At 57.9% G+C, this 19,566-nt stretch carries 20 protein-coding genes; 13 read left to right on the top strand and 7 right to left on the bottom strand.

All coding sequences use genetic code 11. The features are described from left to right. Positions 1-43 precede the first annotated feature (43 nt). The 4 genes from ACX3YF_RS18810 to ACX3YF_RS18795 all read left to right on the top strand — a co-directional run bounded on the left by ACX3YF_RS18810 (position 44) and on the right by ACX3YF_RS18795 (position 3,891). Positions 44-1,471 carry a purine-cytosine permease family protein gene (locus tag ACX3YF_RS18810; protein WP_458944751.1) on the top strand — a complete coding sequence of 476 codons (1,428 nt, stop codon included), beginning with the start codon at positions 44-46 and terminating at the stop codon, positions 1,469-1,471. 78 nt (positions 1,472-1,549) lie between these two features. Further along, the gene (locus ACX3YF_RS18805) at positions 1,550-2,299 is read left to right on the top strand and encodes an electron transfer flavoprotein subunit beta/FixA family protein (RefSeq protein ID WP_458974089.1); all 750 of its coding nucleotides are present in this window, start codon (positions 1,550-1,552) and stop codon (positions 2,297-2,299) included. Next, positions 2,300-3,259: an electron transfer flavoprotein subunit alpha/FixB family protein gene (locus tag ACX3YF_RS18800; protein WP_458974088.1), complete on the top strand. Its 960-nt coding sequence runs from the start codon at positions 2,300-2,302 to the stop codon at positions 3,257-3,259. Further along, positions 3,256-3,891: a TetR/AcrR family transcriptional regulator gene (locus tag ACX3YF_RS18795; RefSeq protein ID WP_458944748.1), complete on the top strand. Its 636-nt coding sequence runs from the start codon at positions 3,256-3,258 to the stop codon at positions 3,889-3,891. Before ACX3YF_RS18800 ends, ACX3YF_RS18795 begins: the two co-directional genes overlap by 4 nt. A gap of 71 nt (positions 3,892-3,962) precedes the next feature. On the opposite strand, the gene ACX3YF_RS18790 is transcribed toward ACX3YF_RS18795, so the two are convergent. Further along, positions 3,963-4,925 carry an isopenicillin N synthase family dioxygenase gene (locus ACX3YF_RS18790; protein ID WP_458974087.1) on the bottom strand — a complete coding sequence of 321 codons (963 nt, stop codon included), beginning with the start codon at positions 4,923-4,925 and terminating at the stop codon, positions 3,963-3,965. 417 nt (positions 4,926-5,342) lie between these two features. On the opposite strand from ACX3YF_RS18790, the gene hutH reads away from it, so the two are divergent. From hutH to hutC (ACX3YF_RS18745), 9 genes are all read left to right on the top strand, one after another. Continuing rightward, positions 5,343-6,872: a histidine ammonia-lyase gene (hutH, locus tag ACX3YF_RS18785; protein WP_458974086.1), complete on the top strand. Its 1,530-nt coding sequence runs from the start codon at positions 5,343-5,345 to the stop codon at positions 6,870-6,872. A gap of 77 nt (positions 6,873-6,949) precedes the next feature. Continuing rightward, a complete protein-coding gene (locus tag ACX3YF_RS18780; protein ID WP_458974085.1) occupies positions 6,950-8,146 on the top strand; it encodes an alpha-hydroxy acid oxidase in 1,197 nt (398 codons plus the stop codon). A 4-nt stretch (positions 8,147-8,150) separates the two neighbouring features. Beyond that, on the top strand, positions 8,151-9,527 hold the full coding sequence (locus ACX3YF_RS18775) for an FAD-binding oxidoreductase (RefSeq protein WP_458974084.1): 1,377 nt from the start codon (positions 8,151-8,153) through the stop codon (positions 9,525-9,527). A 128-nt stretch (positions 9,528-9,655) separates the two neighbouring features. Next, positions 9,656-10,492 (top strand): transporter substrate-binding domain-containing protein, encoded by an 837-nt coding sequence (locus tag ACX3YF_RS18770; protein ID WP_458944743.1) that lies wholly within the window; start codon positions 9,656-9,658, stop codon positions 10,490-10,492. Between the two features lie 73 nt (positions 10,493-10,565). Further along, entirely contained in the window at positions 10,566-11,225 is a 660-nt protein-coding gene (locus tag ACX3YF_RS18765) for an amino acid ABC transporter permease (protein ID WP_458974083.1), read from the top strand. Further along, positions 11,222-11,893 (top strand): amino acid ABC transporter permease, encoded by a 672-nt coding sequence (locus ACX3YF_RS18760; RefSeq protein WP_458944742.1) that lies wholly within the window; start codon positions 11,222-11,224, stop codon positions 11,891-11,893. The genes ACX3YF_RS18765 and ACX3YF_RS18760 overlap by 4 nt, the downstream gene beginning before the upstream one ends. A 101-nt stretch (positions 11,894-11,994) precedes the next feature. Then, the gene (locus tag ACX3YF_RS18755; RefSeq protein WP_458944741.1) at positions 11,995-12,834 is read left to right on the top strand and encodes an amino acid ABC transporter ATP-binding protein; all 840 of its coding nucleotides are present in this window, start codon (positions 11,995-11,997) and stop codon (positions 12,832-12,834) included. Continuing rightward, a complete protein-coding gene (gene hisC / locus ACX3YF_RS18750) occupies positions 12,831-13,967 on the top strand; it encodes a histidinol-phosphate transaminase (protein WP_458944740.1) in 1,137 nt (378 codons plus the stop codon). The genes ACX3YF_RS18755 and hisC overlap by 4 nt, the downstream gene beginning before the upstream one ends. Then, on the top strand, positions 13,967-14,704 hold the full coding sequence (gene hutC, locus ACX3YF_RS18745; protein WP_458944739.1) for a histidine utilization repressor: 738 nt from the start codon (positions 13,967-13,969) through the stop codon (positions 14,702-14,704). The genes hisC and hutC (ACX3YF_RS18745) overlap by 1 nt, the downstream gene beginning before the upstream one ends. 28 nt (positions 14,705-14,732) lie before the next feature. Here the strand turns inward: hutC (ACX3YF_RS18745) and hutC (ACX3YF_RS18740) are convergent, their stop codons facing one another. The 6 genes from hutC (ACX3YF_RS18740) to ACX3YF_RS18715 all read right to left on the bottom strand — a co-directional run bounded on the left by hutC (ACX3YF_RS18740) (position 14,733) and on the right by ACX3YF_RS18715 (position 19,437). After that, positions 14,733-15,485: a histidine utilization repressor gene (gene hutC / locus ACX3YF_RS18740; protein WP_458944738.1), complete on the bottom strand. Its 753-nt coding sequence runs from the start codon at positions 15,483-15,485 to the stop codon at positions 14,733-14,735. Positions 15,486-15,628: 143 nt separating this feature from the next. Continuing rightward, complete coding sequence (locus tag ACX3YF_RS18735; RefSeq protein WP_458944737.1) at positions 15,629-15,934, bottom strand: transposase family protein; 306 nt, start codon at positions 15,932-15,934, stop codon at positions 15,629-15,631. A 126-nt stretch (positions 15,935-16,060) separates the two neighbouring features. Next, positions 16,061-16,534, bottom strand: a complete 474-nt coding sequence (locus ACX3YF_RS18730; RefSeq protein WP_177062075.1) for a DoxX family protein — start codon at positions 16,532-16,534, stop codon at positions 16,061-16,063. Positions 16,535-16,554: 20 nt separating this feature from the next. After that, positions 16,555-17,322 carry an HvfC/BufC N-terminal domain-containing protein gene (locus ACX3YF_RS18725; RefSeq protein WP_138965368.1) on the bottom strand — a complete coding sequence of 256 codons (768 nt, stop codon included), beginning with the start codon at positions 17,320-17,322 and terminating at the stop codon, positions 16,555-16,557. Beyond that, positions 17,319-18,215, bottom strand: coding sequence for an MNIO family bufferin maturase (gene bufB / locus ACX3YF_RS18720; protein ID WP_458944736.1), 897 nt, complete (start codon positions 18,213-18,215; stop codon positions 17,319-17,321). The genes ACX3YF_RS18725 and bufB overlap by 4 nt, the downstream gene beginning before the upstream one ends. 106 nt (positions 18,216-18,321) lie before the next feature. Then, positions 18,322-19,437, bottom strand: a complete 1,116-nt coding sequence (locus ACX3YF_RS18715; protein ID WP_458944735.1) for a formylglycine-generating enzyme family protein — start codon at positions 19,435-19,437, stop codon at positions 18,322-18,324. Positions 19,438-19,566 lie beyond the last annotated feature (129 nt).

The raw sequence follows: 19,566 nt of genomic DNA, 5'->3' as shown, positions 1-19,566 counted from the left end.
ACAAAAAGGCTGTCGTACTCAACGACGCCCGAGAGGAACCGCCATGTCCGCCTCCAAAGAAAGTGTGCAGCGCAAAACGTATATAGAACGGCGATCTATTGATTACATCCCAGAGTCGGAGCGCCACGGGCGACTGCTCAGCCAGTTCATGCTTTGGTTCGGTGCCAATCTTCAGGTCACTGCCATTGTCACAGGTGCCTTGGCCGTCGTACTGGGCGGCGATGTATTCTGGTCCTTGATCGGCCTTCTGATCGGTCAGATTCTGGGTGGCGCGATCATGGCACTGCACGCAGCCCAAGGTCCACAGCTGGGCTTGCCGCAGATGATTTCCAGCCGGGTACAGTTCGGAGTGTTTGGCGCAGCAATACCGATCGTACTGGCCTGCATGATGTACGTCGGCTTTTCCGCCAGTGGTTCAGTCCTGGCAGGCCAAGCCATTGGCCAATTGATCAATGTCAGCGACGGTACCGGAATCCTTGTTTTCGCAGTGATGATTATCGTGCTGACGGTGCTTGGCTACCGGACCATTCACGTGATCGGCCGCTTGTCGAGCCTGATCGGCGTGGTGGCCTTTTTTTACCTGTTCTATCGGTTGCTTTCCGTCAATGACATTGGAGAGCTGCTTAACAACCGTCACTTTTCGCTGAGTAGCTTTCTGCTGGCCATCTCACTGTCGGCATCCTGGCAAATCGCCTTCGGCCCCTATGTAGCCGACTATTCGCGCTATTTGCCAAGAAGCACTTCAGCTTTGAAAACTTTTCTCGCTGTGGGCCTTGGCTCGGTCATCGGCACACAGATTTCCATGGTATTCGGCGTGTTTGTCGCGGCTTTGGCGGGTGATCAGTTCGCCGGTCACGAAATCTCTTACATCGTGGGCATGGGCGCGAGTGGCGTGATTGCATCGCTACTGTTCTTCAGCATCGTGTTCGGTAAAGTCACCATCACGACACTGAACGCCTACGGCAGCTTCATGTCGCTGGCGACCGTGGTCAGCGGCTTTCGCGGCAACCAAGAAATATCAAAATCACTGCGCCTCGTTTACATACTCTTCATGGTCGGTCTCGCGACAGCGCTGGCACTCTTGGGGCGACACTCCTTCCTGCATGATTTTTCCGCCTTCATCCTGTTCCTGTTGGCGTTCTTTACACCCTGGAGCGCGATCAATCTGGTCGACTTCTATTTCGTAACCAAAGAGCGCTATGACATCCCCGCCCTTTCCGATCCAAATGGACGATACGGTCGCTGGAACATCGCAGGCATCACGATCTATGTCTTGGGCGTGGTGATTCAGTTGCCGTTCATTGCCACCAGTTTTTACACCGGCCCGTTAGTCGAGGCGTTGGGGGGAACGGACATCTCCTGGCTGATTGGACTGACACTGCCTGGCGCCCTTTATTACTGGGTAGCCCGCAAGTCAACACAACGGATTCCCGCTCAACTGATTCTGCCGAAAGAATCCAGTGCGGCCTGACTCACGATCAAGGCAGAGCGGCTCAATAGAGCCGCCATTGAACGATTTAAGTTTCCACCTCCTGCCATGGAGAAAGCAATGAAACTGATGGTAAGCGTCAAACGCGTTGTGGATTACAACGTCAAGGTCCGCGTCAAGGCGGACAATTCCGGCGTCGACCTCGCCAACGTCAAGATGTCGATGAACCCGTTCTGCGAAATCGCAGTGGAAGAAGCCGTACGCCTGAAAGAGAAAGGCGTCGCGACTGAAATCGTCGTCGTCTCCGTCGGCCCGTCCACCGCTCAAGAGCAACTGCGCACTGCGCTGGCTCTGGGTGCTGACCGCGCCATCCTCGTCGAATCCGCCGAAGATCTGACTTCCCTGGCCGTTGCCAAACTGCTGAAGGCTGTTGTCGACAAGGAACAGCCTCAGCTGGTGATCCTTGGCAAACAAGCCATCGACAGCGACAACAACCAGACTGGCCAGATGCTTGCCGCATTGAGCGGTTACGGTCAGGGTACGTTCGCTTCGAAAGTCGAAATCAGCGGCGACAGCGTCGCTGTGACCCGCGAAATCGATGGCGGCGCGCAGACCGTTTCCCTGAAACTGCCGGCCATCGTCACCACCGACCTGCGTTTGAACGAGCCGCGCTACGCGTCCCTGCCAAACATCATGAAAGCCAAGAAGAAGCCTCTCGAAGTGCTGACTCCGGACGCTTTGGGCGTTTCCACCGCCTCCACCAACAAGACCGTGAAAGTCGAAGCGCCTGCTGCACGCAGCGCGGGTATCAAGGTCAAGTCGGTGGCTGAACTGGTCGAGAAACTGAAAAACGAAGCGAAGGTAATCTAAATGACTATCTTGGTTATTGCTGACTATTCAATCGACCAGCACGACAACAAAGTGCTGGCCCCGGCCACGCTGAACACCGTGGCTGCCGCTGCCAAAATCGGCGGCGATATCCACGTGCTGGTTGCAGGCCAGGGCGCTGGCGCCGTGGCTGAAGCCGCTGCGAAAGTCGCTGACGTGGCTAAAGTGCTGGTAGCCGACAACGCTGCCTACGCGCATCAGCTGCCGGAAAACATTGCTCCTCTGGTTGCCGCTCTCGTTCAAGAAGCAGGGGCTGCGGGCTACAGCCACATCCTGGCTGCCACCACTTCCAACGGCAAAAACATCCTGCCGCGCGTCGCCGCTGCACTGGACGTTGACCAGATCTCCGAGATCATCTCGGTAGAAAGCGCTGATACCTTCAAGCGTCCGATCTATGCCGGTAACGCCATTGCTACCGTGCAATCGAACGCCGCCGTGAAAGTGATCACCGTGCGTGCCACCGGTTTCGACCCGGTTGCCGCTGAAGGGGGTTCCGCTTCGGTTGAATCTGTTGGCGCTGTCCACGACGCTGGCATTTCGAGCTTCGTCGGCGAAGAGCTGGCCAAGTCCGATCGTCCGGAACTGACCGCTGCCAAGATCGTCGTTTCCGGCGGGCGCGGCATGCAGAACGGCGACAACTTCAAACACCTGTACGCCCTGGCCGACAAGCTGGGCGCTGCCGTCGGTGCATCGCGCGCTGCGGTCGACGCGGGTTTTGTACCCAACGACATGCAGGTCGGTCAGACCGGCAAGATCGTTGCTCCACAGCTGTACATCGCCGTCGGTATCTCCGGCGCGATCCAGCACCTGGCCGGCATGAAAGACTCCAAGGTGATCGTTGCGATCAACAAGGACGAAGAAGCGCCGATCTTCCAGGTGGCCGATTACGGTCTGGTGGCGGACCTGTTCGAAGCCATCCCCACGCTGGAAAAACAGCTATGAACATCCAGCATGGGCGCAGGATTGAAAGAGGTGCAGCAACCCATCTCGAACGCTGCGCTCGTGACCGTCTTATCGAGGCCGCGATCGAGCTGTTCGCCCATCACGGTTACAATGCAATAGGTTTGCGCGATCTTGCTGCACACGCGGGATTACAGGTTGGGTCGCTGTATCACCACATCGAAAATAAACAGGGCTTGCTCTTTGAACTCATTGAGTCGGCCCTCTCGGATTTATTAAGTGAGACCGAACGACGCCTAGAAGGCGCCTTGACCACTTCAGACCAGTTAGCCCGCTTTGTTCAAGCGTTCGTCGCCTTCAATCGGAGTGAAAAACATCGATTGATATTGATCAGCCGTGAGTTCGCTCACCTGAGTGAAGATCACATGCATGTGGCCAATAAACTGAAAGCTGAATATTCGGCTGTCTTAAGCGCCATTATTGCAACCGAGTATGAGCGCAAACACAATCACGACGAACAAATCACGGTGATTACACACTCAATCATCGGAATGCTCTACGGACAGTCACAATGGAATGACGTGGAAGTCAGCGAACATATCCTGATAGACGTACTTACTAATTTTGTCAGGTGCATGAGTGTCAGCAACCAGAAAACCACCGTGAATATCTGAGCTGGAAACGACCGTCAGCACAGCCCGGATGTCTGGGCATCAAAGCTGTGCTGAATACTCCAATTGATGCGCTAGCCCTTTTTGCGATAGGCCATCGAGTCATCTATGCGTTTGAGAATGTAATCACCCGCGGCCACCGGCGGATACAGACTTTGCGCCGGGTCAATACCCAGATCGCAGGGATCGACAACCGCACTGTAGGTCGGGTCGTAGAAGGTCGCGATGGAGTGGCGTTCATGACCTGAAGTGTTGATCACCCGGTGCAGGGTTGAACGAAAACGATCATTGGACCAATGCGCCAGCAGATCCCCGACATTCACGACCAGACTACCCGGGATAGGCGTGGCCTCGATCCAGCGATTGGAGCCCAGTTCGCGAACCTGCAAACCGCCGCTGTTATCTTGATAGAGCAAGGTGATGCAGCCGTAATCGGTGTGCGGGGCCACACCGAACTGGTCAGCCTCAGCCTGTGGCGGCTGCGGAGGGTAATAGACCATTTGCGTGCGCTGCAGCGGCTTTGTGTATTTATCCGTGAAAAAATCCTCTTCGATTCCCAACCCCACCGCCACGGCGCGTAACAGATCAGCGCCGGCCTTGCCGATTTCCTCATAGTATTCAGCCAATGTCTCACGCAGCTGTGGCATGAATGCGGGCCACTGATTCGGCCCACGCAAGGCCTCGCCTGCAAGGACGCAGGGATCATCTTCCGCCAGCTCGAGACCGATACTGAAGAACTCCTTGTGGTCCGGCTTGGTGGCTTCATACATGGTCGCCCCACCCAGTGCATGCCAGCCTCGATGCCGGTTGTTCACTGCCACCTGGCGTTTGATCTCGACCGGAAAGGCAAAGAACTGCCCGGCCGCTGCCATGGCTCTATCAATCACCGTTTGCGGCACGCCGTGGTTGATGATGTAGAAGAAGCCAGTCTCACTACAGGCTTTCCGAATGGCGTCACCGGCTCGACGAATACTCGCCTGATCACCTTCGCGGACACCGGACATATCGATCAGGGGCAGATTGGCGCTAGAGGTCATGTTAACTCCTGGGTGCATCGTGCATACCGTGGTGGGAGGACAGGGCTCGTCAGCGAATGACTAACCGGTATATACAGGATAAAGCATTTACTGTGCCGCCTATCCAGGCAGGTGTCGGCAATCCTCGGGCTAAAGCGAAAAGCACTTTCCGAAAACAGAAAAAGATCCCAATCGATCTGTTACGCGCCTGTTTCCATTGCCCCATCAGGGCGCGCAGAGTTCCCATTTGGTGCAACTTTTGGTTACAGGCCTGTCCGATGAGGCCGCCTGCAGTTGTCTTTCAGTCTTGGGTTAACAGGGTCTGGAACGCTGGCCAGCGAGCGGAATTGTAACTTTGGCCTGCATCTTGCCTTACCTGTATATACAGGAGCATATAGCTACCCTATTTCCCACCACCCTGACCTCAGGACACTCTCAATGTACGCATCGCTGCAGCTCAAACCCGGTCAACTCACCCTCGATCAATTGCGCGCCATCTACCAGCTGCAGAGCCCTTTCGAACTGGACTCGGCCGCACGCGAAGTTGTCGATGCCAGCACCCGTACAGTAGACGAGATCATCGAAAACCGGCGCACGGTCTACGGCATCAACACCGGTTTCGGCCTGCTGGCAAGGACCTCGATCCCCACTGATTCGTTGGCCAAACTGCAACGCAACCTGCTGCTGTCGCACTGCACGGGCACCGGCCCCCTATTGGATGACGCCAGTGTCGGCTTAATCATGGCGCTCAAGATTGGCTCCCTTGCCCGTGGCTTTTCCGGGATTCGCTGGGAGGTCATTCAGGCGCTGAGCAAGCTGTATGTCGCCAGGGTTTATCCGTGCATACCGTCACAAGGCTCGGTCGGCGCCTCCGGCGATCTGGCACCACTGGCGCATATGTCCGCCGTGTTGATCGGCGTCGGCCGGGTGCGTCATGAAGGCCGTGAAATGGATGCCGTCGAAGGCCTGGCGATTGCCGGTCTCGAACCGATGGTGCTGGGTCCGAAGGAAGGCCTGGCGCTGATCAATGGCACCCAGGTTTCCACGGCGCTGGCCCTGCGCGGCCTGTTCGCCTGCGAAAAGCTGTTCAGCGCAGCGGTCGTCGCCGGCAGCATGAGCGTGGAAGCCTTGAAAGGCTCAGACGTGCCTTTTGATCCACGCATCCAGGCGGTTCGCGGACAACCGGGGCAAATCGACGTGGCGATGCTCTACCGCGATCTGCTGGCCACGAGCGAGATTCGTGAGTCCCATCGCGACTGCGACCGGGTTCAGGACCCTTATTCGCTGCGTTGCCAGCCTCAGGTCATGGGTGCGTGCCTGGATCACATGCGCTTCGCCGCCGGGGTGTTTCTGCGTGAAGCCAACGCCGTTTCGGACAACCCGCTGGTGTTCTGTGCCGACGGCGACGTGCTCTCCGGCGGCAACTTCCACGCCGAACCGGTCGCCATGGCCGCCGATGTACTGGCCTTGGCCATCTCCGAGATTGGCGCCCTGTCCGAGCGGCGAATCGCACAACTGGTTGATCCGGCACTGTCGGGCCTGCCGGCCTTTCTGGTGCGCGAAGGCGGCCTGAACTCCGGCTTCATGATCGCTCAGGTCACCGCCGCCGCCCTCGCTTCGGAGAACAAGACCCTGGCGCATCCAGCGTCGGTCGATAGCCTGCCGACCTCAGCCAACCAGGAAGATCATGTCTCGATGGCGACCTTTGCGGCACGTCGTTTGCTGGACATGGCCGGCAACAGTAGTGCGGTGGTCGCGATCGAACTTCTCGGCGCAGCTCAAGGCGTGGACTTGCATGCCCCACTGCAGACTTCGCAAAAGCTCAAAGAAGTGCTGACGATGATTCGTCGTGAAGTGGCTCACTACGAGGAAGATCGCTATTTCGCCCCGGATATCGCCACGGCGCGGGCCTGGGTCGAGAACGCGGCGTTCACTCGCTGGTTGCCTGCAGAACGCCTGTATGCCTGATTCGTACAGCTGAGCCGAACCCGTTCGCCGCCTTGTTGCGGCGAACGCCTACTCTTGCGTAGCCGATGGGATATGCCATGCGCCGCTATTATTCAGGCCCGGACTATCGTCGAGCCCATAGCATTGCCGAGTTGGCAGTGATGGCCCGCCGACGCTTGCCGCATTTCGCCTGGGAATACCTGGAGGGTGGTGCCGAAGAAGAATTGACCTTGCGCCGCAACCGTCAAGGCTTCGCGGATATCGCCCTGCTGCCGCAGACCCTGGTGCCCTGCTCCGTAACGCAACCCCAGCACTTGCTGTTTGGTCAGGAGCTGCCGTTGCCCATGGCGATCGGTCCCACCGGCTATAACGCCATGCTTTATCGCGATGCCGATATTCACCTGGCCCGCGCTGCAACGGAGCGCGGCCTGCCCTTTACCCTGAGTACCGTTTCCACCAGCTCTCTGGAGCAAGTGGTCGCGGCGGTGCCGGAGGTAAATCTCTGGTTCCAGCTCTATTGCCTGCGTGACCCAAAGGTCCAGGAAGACCTGCTCCTGCGCGCGGCCGCCGTGGGCTGCAAGACCTTGTTACTGACCAGCGACGCGGTCCTGCTGGGCAACCGGGAATGGGACAAACGAAACTTTGTCCGCCCCCGGCAACTGAGCCTGCGCAACAAGCTCGACGTATTGAATCATCCACGGTGGATGGCCCAGACACTATGGCCTCATGGCCTGCCAAACCTGGGCAACATCGAACGCTACCTGCCATCCGGGAAACGCACTATCGAAGGTGCCGCCCATTTCATCGGCTCGCAAATGGACACCGGTCTCGATTGGGATGCCCTCGCCCGCTTGCGCGACCGCTGGCCACAACGGTTGTTGCTCAAAGGAGTGCTGCACCCGATGGATGCCGAGAAAGCCATTGCGCTGGGTCTTGATGGCGTGGTGATCAGCAACCACGGCGGCCGACAACTGGACGGCGTCCCGGCGAGCATCGACTGCCTCCCGGCGATTGCCGCCGTGGCCAAAGGCAAGCTCGCGCTACTGCTCGACAGTGGCATCCGCCGTGGCACCGACATTCTCAAAGCCTGCGCGCTAGGTGCTGACGCGGTTTTGCTCGGGCGCGCTACCTTGTATGGAGTGGCAGTCGGCGGGCAGGCAGGTGCCGGACAGGCGCTTGACCTGCTTGCACAAGAGTTGCGACTGGCCCTGTCACTGCTCGGAACACCAGACCTGAACCAGCTCCACCGTCGCCAGCTTTGCGCGACGCCCTCCACATCCTTCACCGTGAGTTGAACCGATGAACGATTTGCAACAGACCCTCGAACAATTGCGCCTGGCGCTGGGTGATGCCGCGGTGGTGACCGGTGCCGATATCAGTCAGCGGCACTACAGCGACTGGACCGGCCACGCGCCGGCCTGCCCTGCCGCGCTGTTGCTGCCGCGCACCACGGAGCAGGTCGCAAGCGCCTTGCGCATCTGCAATGACGCAGAGCAATCGGTGGTACCCCAAGGCGGCATGACCGGGTTGGCCGGTGGCGCTGTGCCTCGCGAGACAGACATTGCCCTGTCCCTTGAGCGCCTGCGCGGCATCGAAGAAATCGACCCGGCGGCAGCGACCATCAGCGTCTGGGCCGGCACTACGCTGGAGGAGATTCAGCAAGCGGTGCTCGAGGCTGGCTTTGTGTTTCCGCTCGATCTCGGCGCGCGTGGTTCATGTCAGATCGGCGGCAACATCGCCACCAATGCTGGTGGAAACGCCGTCATACGCTACGGCATGACCCGAGACCTGGTACTCGGTCTTGAGGTGGTCCTGGCCGATGGCCGGGTGCTCAACCTGCTCAACAAAATGATCAAGAACAACTGCGGCTATGACCTGAAACAGTGCTTCATCGGCAGCGAAGGCACCCTTGGGGTGATCACCCGCGCGGTATTGAAACTGGCCCCGACACCTGGCGAAACCACCACCCTGCTCTGCGCCCTGCCCGACTACCCCAGCGCGGTCAGCCTGCTGCGCCGGGTGCAACGCAGCGTCGGTACGCCGCAAGCGTATGAATTGATGTGGCAAGACTTCTTCCGCCTGGGGGTTTCCTGGCTGGAAAACCCGACCGCACCGATGTCGCTGGATCATCCGCTGTATGTATTGCTCGAGTCGGCCGGCCCCCGGAACCTGCTTGAAGAAACACTGGAGCAGGCCTTTGCCGCCGGTGAAGTGGTTGACGCGGTACTGGCCAGCTCCCAGACCCAGGCTCGGGCACTCTGGAAAATCCGTGAAGCAACCGGCGAGTTTCCCCTGCGCATGACTCCGTTGAACTTCGACGTCAGCCTGCCGATCGGCCTGATCGGAGACTTCGCCGAACGCTGTCGCCAACGCCTGGAGCAACGCTGGCCGGGCAACCACAGCGTGTATTTCGGTCACATCGGTGACAGCAACCTGCACCTGACCGTCGACTGCGCCTCCTTGCCCCAACCGGCCCCCATCCTGGAGGTCGAAGATCTGGTTTACAGCGCGGTCGGCGAACTGGGCGGCTCGGTCTCGGCCGAACACGGCATCGGCCTGCTCAAGCGCGAGTTTCTCCATCACTCAGTCAGCCCCGAGGCTCGCCAGGCGATGCAGCAACTCAAGGACTGCTTCGACCCCAAGGGCATCCTCAATCCGGGAAAAATCCTCGGTTGAGTGCCGATTCAAGCTGTATATACCGCTATGGCACGTTAACTGCTACAGCCGTAATGATTCACCTGCAACGCATAACCAGAACCAACACACACCATAAGCCTCACTGCACCTGACGAAGGAGTTACACCATGCAACTCGATTCTCTGTTCAGTAAAAAATTCAACAGCCTGTGTATCGCGTTGGCCCTGACGGGCGCCTGCATGGCGGCCCAGGCCGACCAACTCGCCGATGTGAAAAAATCCGGTGAACTGGTGGTGGGCACCGAACTGCAATTTGCGCCTTTCGACTTCACCGAGAACGGTAAACAGAAAGGCCTGAACTCCGAGCTGTTCGAGCAGTTGGGCAAAGAGTTGGGGGTCAAGGTCAGGTTCATGGACCTGCCATGGCCCAGTGTGTTGCCGGGGCTGGAAGCCAAGAAATTCGACATCGTCGCGGGGCCTATTATCGTGACCAAGGCACGCAAGGAGCGTTACCACTTTGTCATGCCGATCGCCGAGGCAACCGTAGCGTTGCTGGTCAGCGCCAAGGACAGCCCCGTCAGTAAACCTGAAGACATCGCCGGCAAAGTCGTGGGCGCCGGCAAAGGTTCGGCGCAGCTCGAAGAGCTGAAAACCTTCGCCGCCACCCTGCCGAAAAAAGTCGATGTGCGTGAATACATCGATAACAACCAGGCCTACGCAGAACTGGGGACCAAGCGCATCGTCGCCGTTGCCAACTCACTGCCGAACATCTCCTACGTCGCCGCCCAACACCCGGACAAGTACAAAGTGGTGATGCCTCCCTTTGGCAAGAAATCCTACTTCGCCTACCTGGGACGCAAGGATGACGATGCCAACAGCCTGATCGCCGCTCTCGATGCCGCCATGCTGAAAATGCACGAAGACGGTCGTCTCGCCGCCCTGCAAAAGAAATGGCTGGGTGCCGAAATGGACGTGCCAAAAGCCGACTTCGAGCCCACCTGGTAAACAAGGATTGCAGGGTTTATGAACGGATCGCCGGCTCAGCCGAGCCGGTGATTTATCCACTGGAGGCACGACGATGTTCGATTGGCCTTTACTGCTGCAAAACCTGCCCCTTCTGCTGGACAGCCTGCTGGTGACCCTCGAGATTTCCGTCGCGTCACTGGCCATCGGCTTTGTCATCGGCGTTATTGTGGGCAGTCTGCGTCTTTCACCCCTGCCGCTGCTCAGACGTTTGGGGGGGGCTTATATATTCGTGTTCCGTGGCATTCCGCTGCTGGTGCAACTGCTGTTCATCTATTACTTCCTGCCGCGTATCGGCCTGCCCAACGTTTCGCCCATGGTGGCGGCGGTGATCGGGCTGTCCCTGGCGGCGGGTGCCTATATCGCTGAAATCATGCGCGGTGGCTTTCTCGCCATACCCGGAGGTCAGCTGGAAGCGGCCGGTCTGCTGGGCCTGAGTTCAGGGCAAATGCTGGTGCGCATTCGCGTCCCTCAAGCCGTGCGCCTGACCCTGCCGGCACTGGTCAATGAAATGATCCTGCTGATCAAGGCTTCGTCGCTGGTGTCGGTGGTCGGTCTGGCCGACCTGACCCGCACGGCCCAGAACATTGCGGCCAGTGACTACATGTTCGTTCAGGACTACCTGATGCTGGCTGGCTTCTATTGCCTGATCAACATCCCGCTGGCGTTCTTCGGCGGCCTGCTGGAACGCCATCTGAAGGAGCGCACGGCATGATCTTCGACCCTACGATCATCACCCATCACCTCGCCGATATCGGCCAGGGCTTCATGGTTACGCTCAGCACCTGGTCCGCCGGTGTCGCATTGGGTCTTTTGCTGGGCTTGTTGATTGCCGTCGCCCAACTGTTCGGCAACAGCCTGGTGCGCGCGCCGTTACGAGTGTTCATCGAGATGATTCGAAGTACGCCGTTTCTGGTCCAGTTGTTCCTGGTGTACTACGGCGGCCCGTCTTTCGGTTTGAGCCTGGACCCCATTCCGGCCGGCATCCTCGGTTTGGGTATTTATGGCAGCGTTTATTTCGCGGAAATTTTCCGCACCGGTTTCGAGTCCGTCGCCCGCGGGCAACTGGAAGCCGCCGACTGCCTGGGCATCAGCCGCCTGCAATGCATCACGCGCATCCAGATTCCACAAATGCTGGTGATCATCCTGCCCGCACTGGTCAATCTGATCACCATCCTGTGCAAGGAAACCGCCGTGCTGTCGATCATCACCATCCCCGAACTGACGATGGTCCTCACCGGCATTGGCTCGGAAACCTTCGCCTTTGTCGAGACCCTGCTGGTGCTGTGCATCGGCTACCTGCTCTTGGTGGAAGCCTGCTCACGGCTGGGCATGCTTCTGGAAGTGCGCGTCGGGCGCTTCATGCAGAAGCAACCGCGATGAAAGGCCTACTTTCTGCTGCCGCGGACCTGCGCGCGAACCCCGTCCCTTCGACGCCAATAGGCCCGCAACCATCATCCGTATTGAAAGAATCAGGTGAAGCGATGAAGACTTCCAAGGCACTCTCCGACAATAGCGAGCCGATGCTCAAGCTGGTCAACGTCGGCAAGAGCTTCGGCAACCTGCGCGTACTCAAGGGTATCGACTTGCAGGTCCGGCATTCTGAAGTGGTATGCCTGATTGGCCCCTCCGGCTCAGGCAAAAGCACCCTGCTGCGCAGCATGGCGTTCCTTGAGGAATACGACGAGGGCGAGATTTATATCGAAGGCCGGTTACTTGGCTGGGTGCCGGAAAACGGCAAGGGCCGCAAGCGCGCGGCACAGTCGCAAATCAATCTGGTGCGGCGCAATGTCGGCATGGTTTTCCAGCAATTCAACCTGTGGCCGCACATGACCGCCCTTGGCAATGTGAGCGAAGCCTTGTTGCGCGTGCGCAAGCTGTCTGCCGATGACGCTCGGCAACGAGCCATGGCGATGCTGGATAAAGTCGGGCTGGCCCACAAGGCTGCAGCCTACCCGGCGCAACTGTCCGGTGGTCAGCAACAACGCGTGGCGATCGCCCGGGCGCTGGCAATGGAGCCGCACATCATGCTGTTCGATGAACCCACTTCTGCCCTCGACCCGGAACTGGTCGGCGAAGTGCTTCAGGTCATGAAGACCCTGGCCAAGGAAGGCATGACCATGGTGGTGGTCACCCATGAAATGGGCTTCGCCGCCCAGGTTGCCGATTCGGTGGTGTTTCTCGATCAGGGTCAGGTGGTCACTCACGGCACGCCTCACGAAATCTTTCACAAAGCCGAACAGCCACGCCTGCAGCAATTCTTGCAGAACTACCTGGATCGCAATGCCTTCTGGCAAGACACCAAAGAGGTCAGCCCTGTATGAATGTCAACGATCTGAATCTGTTAGCCCGGGCCGAAGTACGCGACCTGGCCAGCTACAACGCCGGCCTCGGCTCGGATGCGGTGCGCAAGCGTTTCGGTCTGACCCGCGTCGCCAAACTGGGCAGCAATGAAAACCCGATGGGCCCGGCACCCGCCGTTACCGCAGCAATGGCCCAGGCCGGCGGTGAAATTGCGCTGTACCCCGATGCCGGTTGCCAGGCGTTACGCGCCGCACTGTCGAAAAAACTGGACGTACCGGAAGATCGCTTGGTGTTCGGCAATGGCTCGGAAGATTTGCTGAGCATCATCAGTAGGGTGTTTTTGGACCACGACGATGAAGTCGTCACCGTGGTGCCATCCTTCGGCTTGCACTTTATCTACCCATTGGCAGCCGGTGCCCGGGTGGTAGGCGTACCATTGACCGCCGAAGGCACCTTCGACGTGGCGGCGATGATCGCCGCATTCACGCCACGCACGCGTTTGCTGATGTTTTCCTGCCCTTCCAACCCAGTGGGCTGCACCCTGAGCGCCGACGAGTTGCAGCGGTTGCTCGACGCATTGCCCACGCAGTGTTTGCTGGTGTTCGATGAGGCCTATTATGAATACGCCCGATGGGAGGCGGACTATCCGGATTGCCTGGGCTTGATTCAGGCCTGCGGCAAACCGTTTGTCCTGCTGCGGACCTTCTCCAAGGCTTATTCCCTGGCGGGTTTGCGCGTCGGCTACGGTATTGTCAGCGATCCGCTGCTGGCCGATCTGATCAACCGTCTGCGCACGCCCTTCAACGTTAATCGTGTAGCCCAGGGCGCGGCGGTAGCGGCGCTGGCCGACGATGAACATCTGCAAGCCTGCCTTTCCCATGTCGCCAGCGAACGCCGGCGGCTGGCGGTCGCGCTGCAGGAACAAGGCATCTCGACTGCGCCGTCCATGGCCAACTTCCTGTACTTCAGCACCCCTCATCCTGCCGAAGTGATCAATCAGGCGCTGTTACGTGAGGGGGTGATCATCAAGCCCTGGCGCGAACCCGGATACGCTAATTACTTGCGGGTATCCATCGGAAGCTGTGAGGATAACGACCTTTTTCTTACAGCCTTGGCAAGAGTGCTTGCCGTACAAGAGACGCGGACCGACTGATGATGAAAAATGCACCGCAGGCACTCTATCGGCGTGCGAAGGATTTTGTGCAAGGCCAGCTTCGCGCAGGGGTCTGGAAACCCGGAGACCTGATCCCTTCGGAAAACCGTTTGGTGCAGGAACTGGGCATGTCGCGCATGACTGTCAACCGGGCATTGCGCGAGCTTACCGAAGAAGGCCATTTGGTGCGGATCTCGGGCGTCGGCACCTTCGTGGCTGAAAGCAAACCGCAATCGAATCTGCTGCGAATCACCAACATCGCCGACGAGATCATTGCCCGTGGTCACAGCTACACATGCCGTGTCCTGCACCTGGGACGCGAAGCGGCCTCGATGCCGGTGGCCGCCGCACTGGCGCTGGCCACCGGCTCTTCGGTTTTTCATCTGATCTGTGTGCATTGCGAAGAAGGCGTGCCGGTGCAACTCGAGGATCGTTACGTCAATCCCGAGTTTGTACCGGAATTTCTTCAACAAGACTTTGGTGAGCACCTGCAACCGGCAAGGTACCTGTTGCAAGTCATAAAGCCTGATGAAATGGAGCACATCGTCGAAGCCAGCCACCCCAGCAGTGATGAAAGCAAGCACATGCAAATCGATGTCAACGAACCGTGCCTGGTCCTCATGCGTCGGACTTGGAGTCAGAGCAAAATCGTCACCTATGTACGCCTGATCCACCCGTCCTCACGCTATCGCCTGGGCAGTCGCATGCCGGTGAATGGAGCGCACAGAGACAGTTGAGGTCTGAAGGTGTAGCCGGAATGAAGGATCAGTTACCAAACTTTCCTTCAAGTCGATAGCGTGAACCGGGGTAGACCAGACGCGCACTGCCTACCTGCCCTTTCGCGGACCAGGTGCGCCGACGAATCAGCAAGCACGGCTCATTACGCTTGATCTGCAACAATCGGCACTCCACCGATTTGGCATGGATCGCTTCGACCACATGCTCGCCTTCCGTCAACGGAGCCAACTGAATGAGATAGGCGTAAGGCGTAACTTTGGTGAAGTCCTGATTCAGATAGTCAGGGGCAACCTGTGCGTTGACGAAACGCTCTTCTATTTGAACCGGCACTTCATTCTCAAAGTGCACGACCAGGGAGTGAAACAATCGCGACACGCCATCCAGAGCAAATGGCAGCGCCAGAGAGGATTTGGCGGGCACCTCCTCAAGCGTGATCACTTCACAGCGATGTATATGCCCGCGAGCCGATATTTCTTCGGCGATATTGTGAATCTCAAACAGCGCGGCATGACCTTTTGGTTCTGCGACAAAAGTACCAACACCCTGCATGCGCACCAGCAATCCTTCGATCGTCAGCTCTCGCAAGGCGCGGTTGATCGTCATCCGGCTGACCCCCAAAAGGTTCAGCAACTCGCTTTCGGATGGCAATTTCGAGTTTGGCAGCCATTCACCCGAGCGGATTTTTTGCACAATGGCCTGCTTGACCCTGGCGTACAAAGGAGAGGGGCTCTCGATCGTCAAAGACTCGAGGGATCGGTTGCCACCGACAGTCGTGGACACAATAACTCCTATTTCCAAATGGCTCCAACGAGCGGAAGGCCTAGTTTATACGAACGCCCAAGAGGTGACGTGCTACTAGTAACATTGTGCCAATCGAATATAAAAATCACCGTTCCACTGACAGACCGACCTAACTGATGACTTTACAGGCTAATGAGGATCCGGCGATCAAAATCAATATTCGCAATAGCACCGAGTTTAGATCCAGCGCAACCCACGACATCATGCACCAGGACTTTCATGCGGTTGGCACGGCGATTGGCAAAGAGATAGGCGCAGTGCGGCTTAACCGCACCGAACACCGCGACCACGCGGGCCAACGCAGCGGTATCAGGCGGCCCTTGCAGCAAATACCGCAGCCTACACAGGAAAATCGGACGGTGTTGTTTTGCATATTTTTCACCAGTACGTAGAGACAACCTAACGACAGCTAGGTGTTGTATTTGCATGACGTGGATCGCGTCAAAGATGAATTAGCTGAAGATAAATCGGCTGTATCCGCTTATTTAGTTGCGTATTGCCTACGCAATGCGCGTGCAAGCCCTCTACTAGAGAGTTCCCCATACGTGAATGGATCACCGGATGCCCAGTCTGCGATCCAGCGAAAGTGCTCCTGCACCACGTGCGATGATGATTAGCAGCAATCCCGCCCAGGACAGGTGCGTCGGCCAGGCATCGGGGTAAACGAAAACCTCAATGACAAAGGTCATACCCAGCAACGCCAAGGCGGATAGACGGGTGAACAGCCCGAGGACCAGCAGCAGTGGAAATAGGTGCTCGCTGTAGGTCGAAAGGTGTGCCGCCAGTTCTGGAGAGATCACAGGCAAGGCGTATTCCGTACGGAACAGTTCGTAGGTACTCGGCGTAATCGTCAGAACGTCGCTGACTTTGGTGCGCCCTGACATGAAGAAAATGGCGGCGATGGCGATGCGTGCCACCAACACCAGAAACGAATCGCTGATCAGATTGCCCAATCGGGTTGCAACGCGGTTCCAGAGGCCACGCAAGGAATTGTCGGCGGCAGGTGAGCGGGTGTTGATGGTATCCATGCTGTGCTCCGTTGATGGCTTCAGTAACTGGTTGTCAGGAGTTCCGCCGTTACAAACGCGTCAGCACTCACCAGGCGAATAATGAGGTTTTCCAGATTCAGGTCAGACTCGACATCAATGGCCCAGTCGGCAGCGACATCGAGGGGCAGGTGAGCCGCGCAGGCGTCGAGAAAGGCACAGTCTGCGGCGCTCGCAGCTTGCCAATACACGCGGCCGGCCTTGCGTGTCAGTAGTGCACCTTCACCTTGCCATTCGAGTTTTTCAGGCATTTCCCGTTGTTCACGATTAACGCACCAGATCGTGTAGGCGGGACAGTCCGGCAACCAGACCCAACGGGCGGTGTCCCGTGGTTTAAGCCGCAAGTTGCCCAATTCCGTAGCGGGAATCTGCGCCAAGTCGTTCAGCCCAAGACCAGGCTCATCAGCAGCGCAATGAACCTGTGTCCAGAGCAGGTCCAGACGGGCGACGTCGCCCAGATACGGCATGTCTTGCGCGTGCTCGAATTTGTCGAGAAAGTCGGGGAAGCCCGCTCCGTAATTCAGTAAACGTGCATCTGTTGGCGGTGAAAGCCGGGCATGTATGGCGGCGGCGCTTTTAAGCCAGTCAGTGCCCACCAGGCGCTCTACGGTAGGGAAGTTGGCTAGCAACGCATCCGTCGTGCCTTTGAGTACGGTATTGCGATAGACCGCAAAGCCTGGTTGTTGGGTCAGCGAATCCATCGTGGATGATTCAGTGCCGTATAACGCATCGACGAAGGCATCCTGAAAGCTTGCGAGAGAGGGCTTCATATCGTCACCTTCATTCGCTGATTTTGCCCAAGGTTCAATAACGTCTGCGCTCGGTTGCGCTCGGCCAGTAAAACGTCGAAAGCGGGAATGTGGTCGTCGCGTTCGATCAGTGTCGGACGCTGGCCGATCCGCTCGATCAGCCGCTGGTACAGCGACCAGACATCTTCGGCGACAGGGGCATCATGGCTGTCGATCAGTAACGAGGATTCACCAGGATCCTTGGTGAACCCCGCCAGATGAATCTCCATGATGGCGTCGGCCGCAAAGGCATCCAGATAATCGGCGGCGTTAAAACCCAGGTTGTGCGCACTGATGTGCACGTTGTTGACGTCCAGCAACAAGCCGCAGCCAGTCACCGTGCTCAATTCGGTGAGAAATTCCAGTTCGCTGTAGTCATGCCCGTCCAGGTGCAAATAATGGGTCGGGTTTTCGATGGCAATGCGACGTCCGAGGGCATCTTGTGTGCGCTGGATATTGCTTGCTATACGCTGTAACGCTTCATTTGTTCGGGGAAAAGGCAACAGGTCGGGGTGGTATTGGTCGCGCCAGGCTGACCAGGCCAGGTGCTCGGAAATCAGTGCCGGTTGAACGCGATCAGCGAGCTGTTTCAGGCGTTTCAAGTGCTCCGGGTCCGGCAGGCAATCGGCCGCCAGCGAAAGTGACACCCCGTGCAACGACAATGGGTGCCGCTCGCCAATGGCCTCCAGCCATGCCAGACGGGGGCCGCCACCAACCATGTAGTTTTCCGGATGAACTTCGAACCAGAGACCTTTGACCGTGCAGTCGTGGGCCTCTTTCCACGGCAGAAAAATACGCGCTTGAGATTGAAAATCTTTACTTTGAGCAGAGGATTCCGGACTCAGATTTCGCGTAGCTGCGCGCAAAAAAGGCATTTTCAGCAGTCAATACGTGGACAGTCTGGAAGGCCCGACTTTTTCAACACAATCGGCCAATAGCGGTCATTCGTGTTTTCACGCATGGCCCGCATGCACTTTGTATTCAACGGTTCTTTTCCCATTGGTCATTACTCATCGCCAAGCGAAAGCCGAGATGCGACATGGAGTTCATAGGATCTGCGCCCTGCCTGGCACTGGTTCGAAAACTCGTGCAGTAGCTGTCGCTACAAAGAAAAGATCCACCTCGGATGACACGCTGCGGCGCATTAGCCGTCACCCCAAGTTCGGGGTCATAGCTGTCGGAAGGCCCCACCGGATTTACCGCTGCTTCGCCCGCCGGTTGACGCTTGAGCCCAACTCTAAACGCGTCGGCACGATACCAATCGGCGACCCATTGCCAGACATTCCCGGACATATCGTAGAGCCCGTAGGCGTTGGGTCGGTAACTGCCTACCGGCTTGGTACCAATTTTGAATTTATTACTGGCACCGGTCACTGGAAACGGCTGTATCTCATCCCAGGTATTCGCCATCTTTTCTCCTCCAGGCGAGAAGTCATTCCCCCACGCATAATTCGCTTGTTCCAGCCCGCCTCTTGCGGCGTATTCCCATTCAGCCTCGGTGAGCAGGCGCTTGTGCGCCCACGCTGCGTACGCCTGCACATCTTCACGTGAAACCTGAACAACAGGATGGGTTTCCTTGCCCTCGATTGTACTGTCTGGCCCCAGCGGGTGACGCCAGTCAGCCCCCGGTACAAATGCCCACCACTGGCTGAAATCATTGAGCGGGATTGGCCTGTCTGTGCCGACAAAAACCAATGCGCCAGGCACCAGGTTGCTGTCATCCGGCTCAGGAGTCCCTGGCGGTAGTTGGACTTTCAGATCTTCCCATTTGGGTTTGCGTTCGGCGGTGGTGACGTAATGCGTTTCAGCAATGAACCGGGCGAAATCGGCATTGGTGACGTCATAGCGGTCGATCCAGTAGCCATCCAGCCGAACCTTGTGCGCCGGCCCCTCGTTCGGACGAGCCTGCTTGTGATCGCTCCCCATCAAAAACTCGCCACCAGGAAGCCAGACCATATCCAGGGGGCCATTCTTTCCATCACCCAGCGTCAACGGCACGGGGCCGCGAATATGCTGGTAACCCGCAAACGCCACGCAAGCCAACACGATCCCGGTGCAGACGATAGCGATACCGAAACGCCGTTTCCTGGCAAGCATTTTCGCTCCTCCTTATCTCAGTCTGCGGCCCTTGCTGAACCTGCTGGGTATCAAGATCAGGTATAGACACCACACCTCCAAAGTCAACGACATGCGGGTTGCCCATGAGTTGGACTGGCAAGCGACGAA

It is taken from the genome of Pseudomonas fluorescens group sp. PF-69, from assembly GCF_054481235.1.
This window is presented reverse-complemented; position numbering and strand designations above follow the sequence as displayed.

Coding starts and splice junctions, on each gene's coding strand:
- ACX3YF_RS18810 (WP_458944751.1), top strand. CDS start 44: ATGTCCGCCTCCAAAGAAAGTGTGCAGCGCAAAACGTATATAGAACGG.
- ACX3YF_RS18805 (WP_458974089.1), top strand. CDS start 1,550: ATGAAACTGATGGTAAGCGTCAAACGCGTTGTGGATTACAACGTCAAG.
- ACX3YF_RS18800 (WP_458974088.1), top strand. CDS start 2,300: ATGACTATCTTGGTTATTGCTGACTATTCAATCGACCAGCACGACAAC.
- ACX3YF_RS18795 (WP_458944748.1), top strand. CDS start 3,256: ATGAACATCCAGCATGGGCGCAGGATTGAAAGAGGTGCAGCAACCCAT.
- ACX3YF_RS18790 (WP_458974087.1), bottom strand. CDS start 4,925: ATGACCTCTAGCGCCAATCTGCCCCTGATCGATATGTCCGGTGTCCGC.
- hutH (WP_458974086.1), top strand. CDS start 5,343: ATGTACGCATCGCTGCAGCTCAAACCCGGTCAACTCACCCTCGATCAA.
- ACX3YF_RS18780 (WP_458974085.1), top strand. CDS start 6,950: ATGCGCCGCTATTATTCAGGCCCGGACTATCGTCGAGCCCATAGCATT.
- ACX3YF_RS18775 (WP_458974084.1), top strand. CDS start 8,151: ATGAACGATTTGCAACAGACCCTCGAACAATTGCGCCTGGCGCTGGGT.
- ACX3YF_RS18770 (WP_458944743.1), top strand. CDS start 9,656: ATGCAACTCGATTCTCTGTTCAGTAAAAAATTCAACAGCCTGTGTATC.
- ACX3YF_RS18765 (WP_458974083.1), top strand. CDS start 10,566: ATGTTCGATTGGCCTTTACTGCTGCAAAACCTGCCCCTTCTGCTGGAC.
- ACX3YF_RS18760 (WP_458944742.1), top strand. CDS start 11,222: ATGATCTTCGACCCTACGATCATCACCCATCACCTCGCCGATATCGGC.
- ACX3YF_RS18755 (WP_458944741.1), top strand. CDS start 11,995: ATGAAGACTTCCAAGGCACTCTCCGACAATAGCGAGCCGATGCTCAAG.
- hisC (WP_458944740.1), top strand. CDS start 12,831: ATGAATGTCAACGATCTGAATCTGTTAGCCCGGGCCGAAGTACGCGAC.
- hutC (WP_458944739.1), top strand. CDS start 13,967: ATGATGAAAAATGCACCGCAGGCACTCTATCGGCGTGCGAAGGATTTT.
- ACX3YF_RS18735 (WP_458944737.1), bottom strand. CDS start 15,934: ATGCAAATACAACACCTAGCTGTCGTTAGGTTGTCTCTACGTACTGGT.
- ACX3YF_RS18730 (WP_177062075.1), bottom strand. CDS start 16,534: ATGGATACCATCAACACCCGCTCACCTGCCGCCGACAATTCCTTGCGT.
- ACX3YF_RS18725 (WP_138965368.1), bottom strand. CDS start 17,322: ATGAAGCCCTCTCTCGCAAGCTTTCAGGATGCCTTCGTCGATGCGTTA.
- bufB (WP_458944736.1), bottom strand. CDS start 18,215: ATGCCTTTTTTGCGCGCAGCTACGCGAAATCTGAGTCCGGAATCCTCT.
- ACX3YF_RS18715 (WP_458944735.1), bottom strand. CDS start 19,437: ATGCTTGCCAGGAAACGGCGTTTCGGTATCGCTATCGTCTGCACCGGG.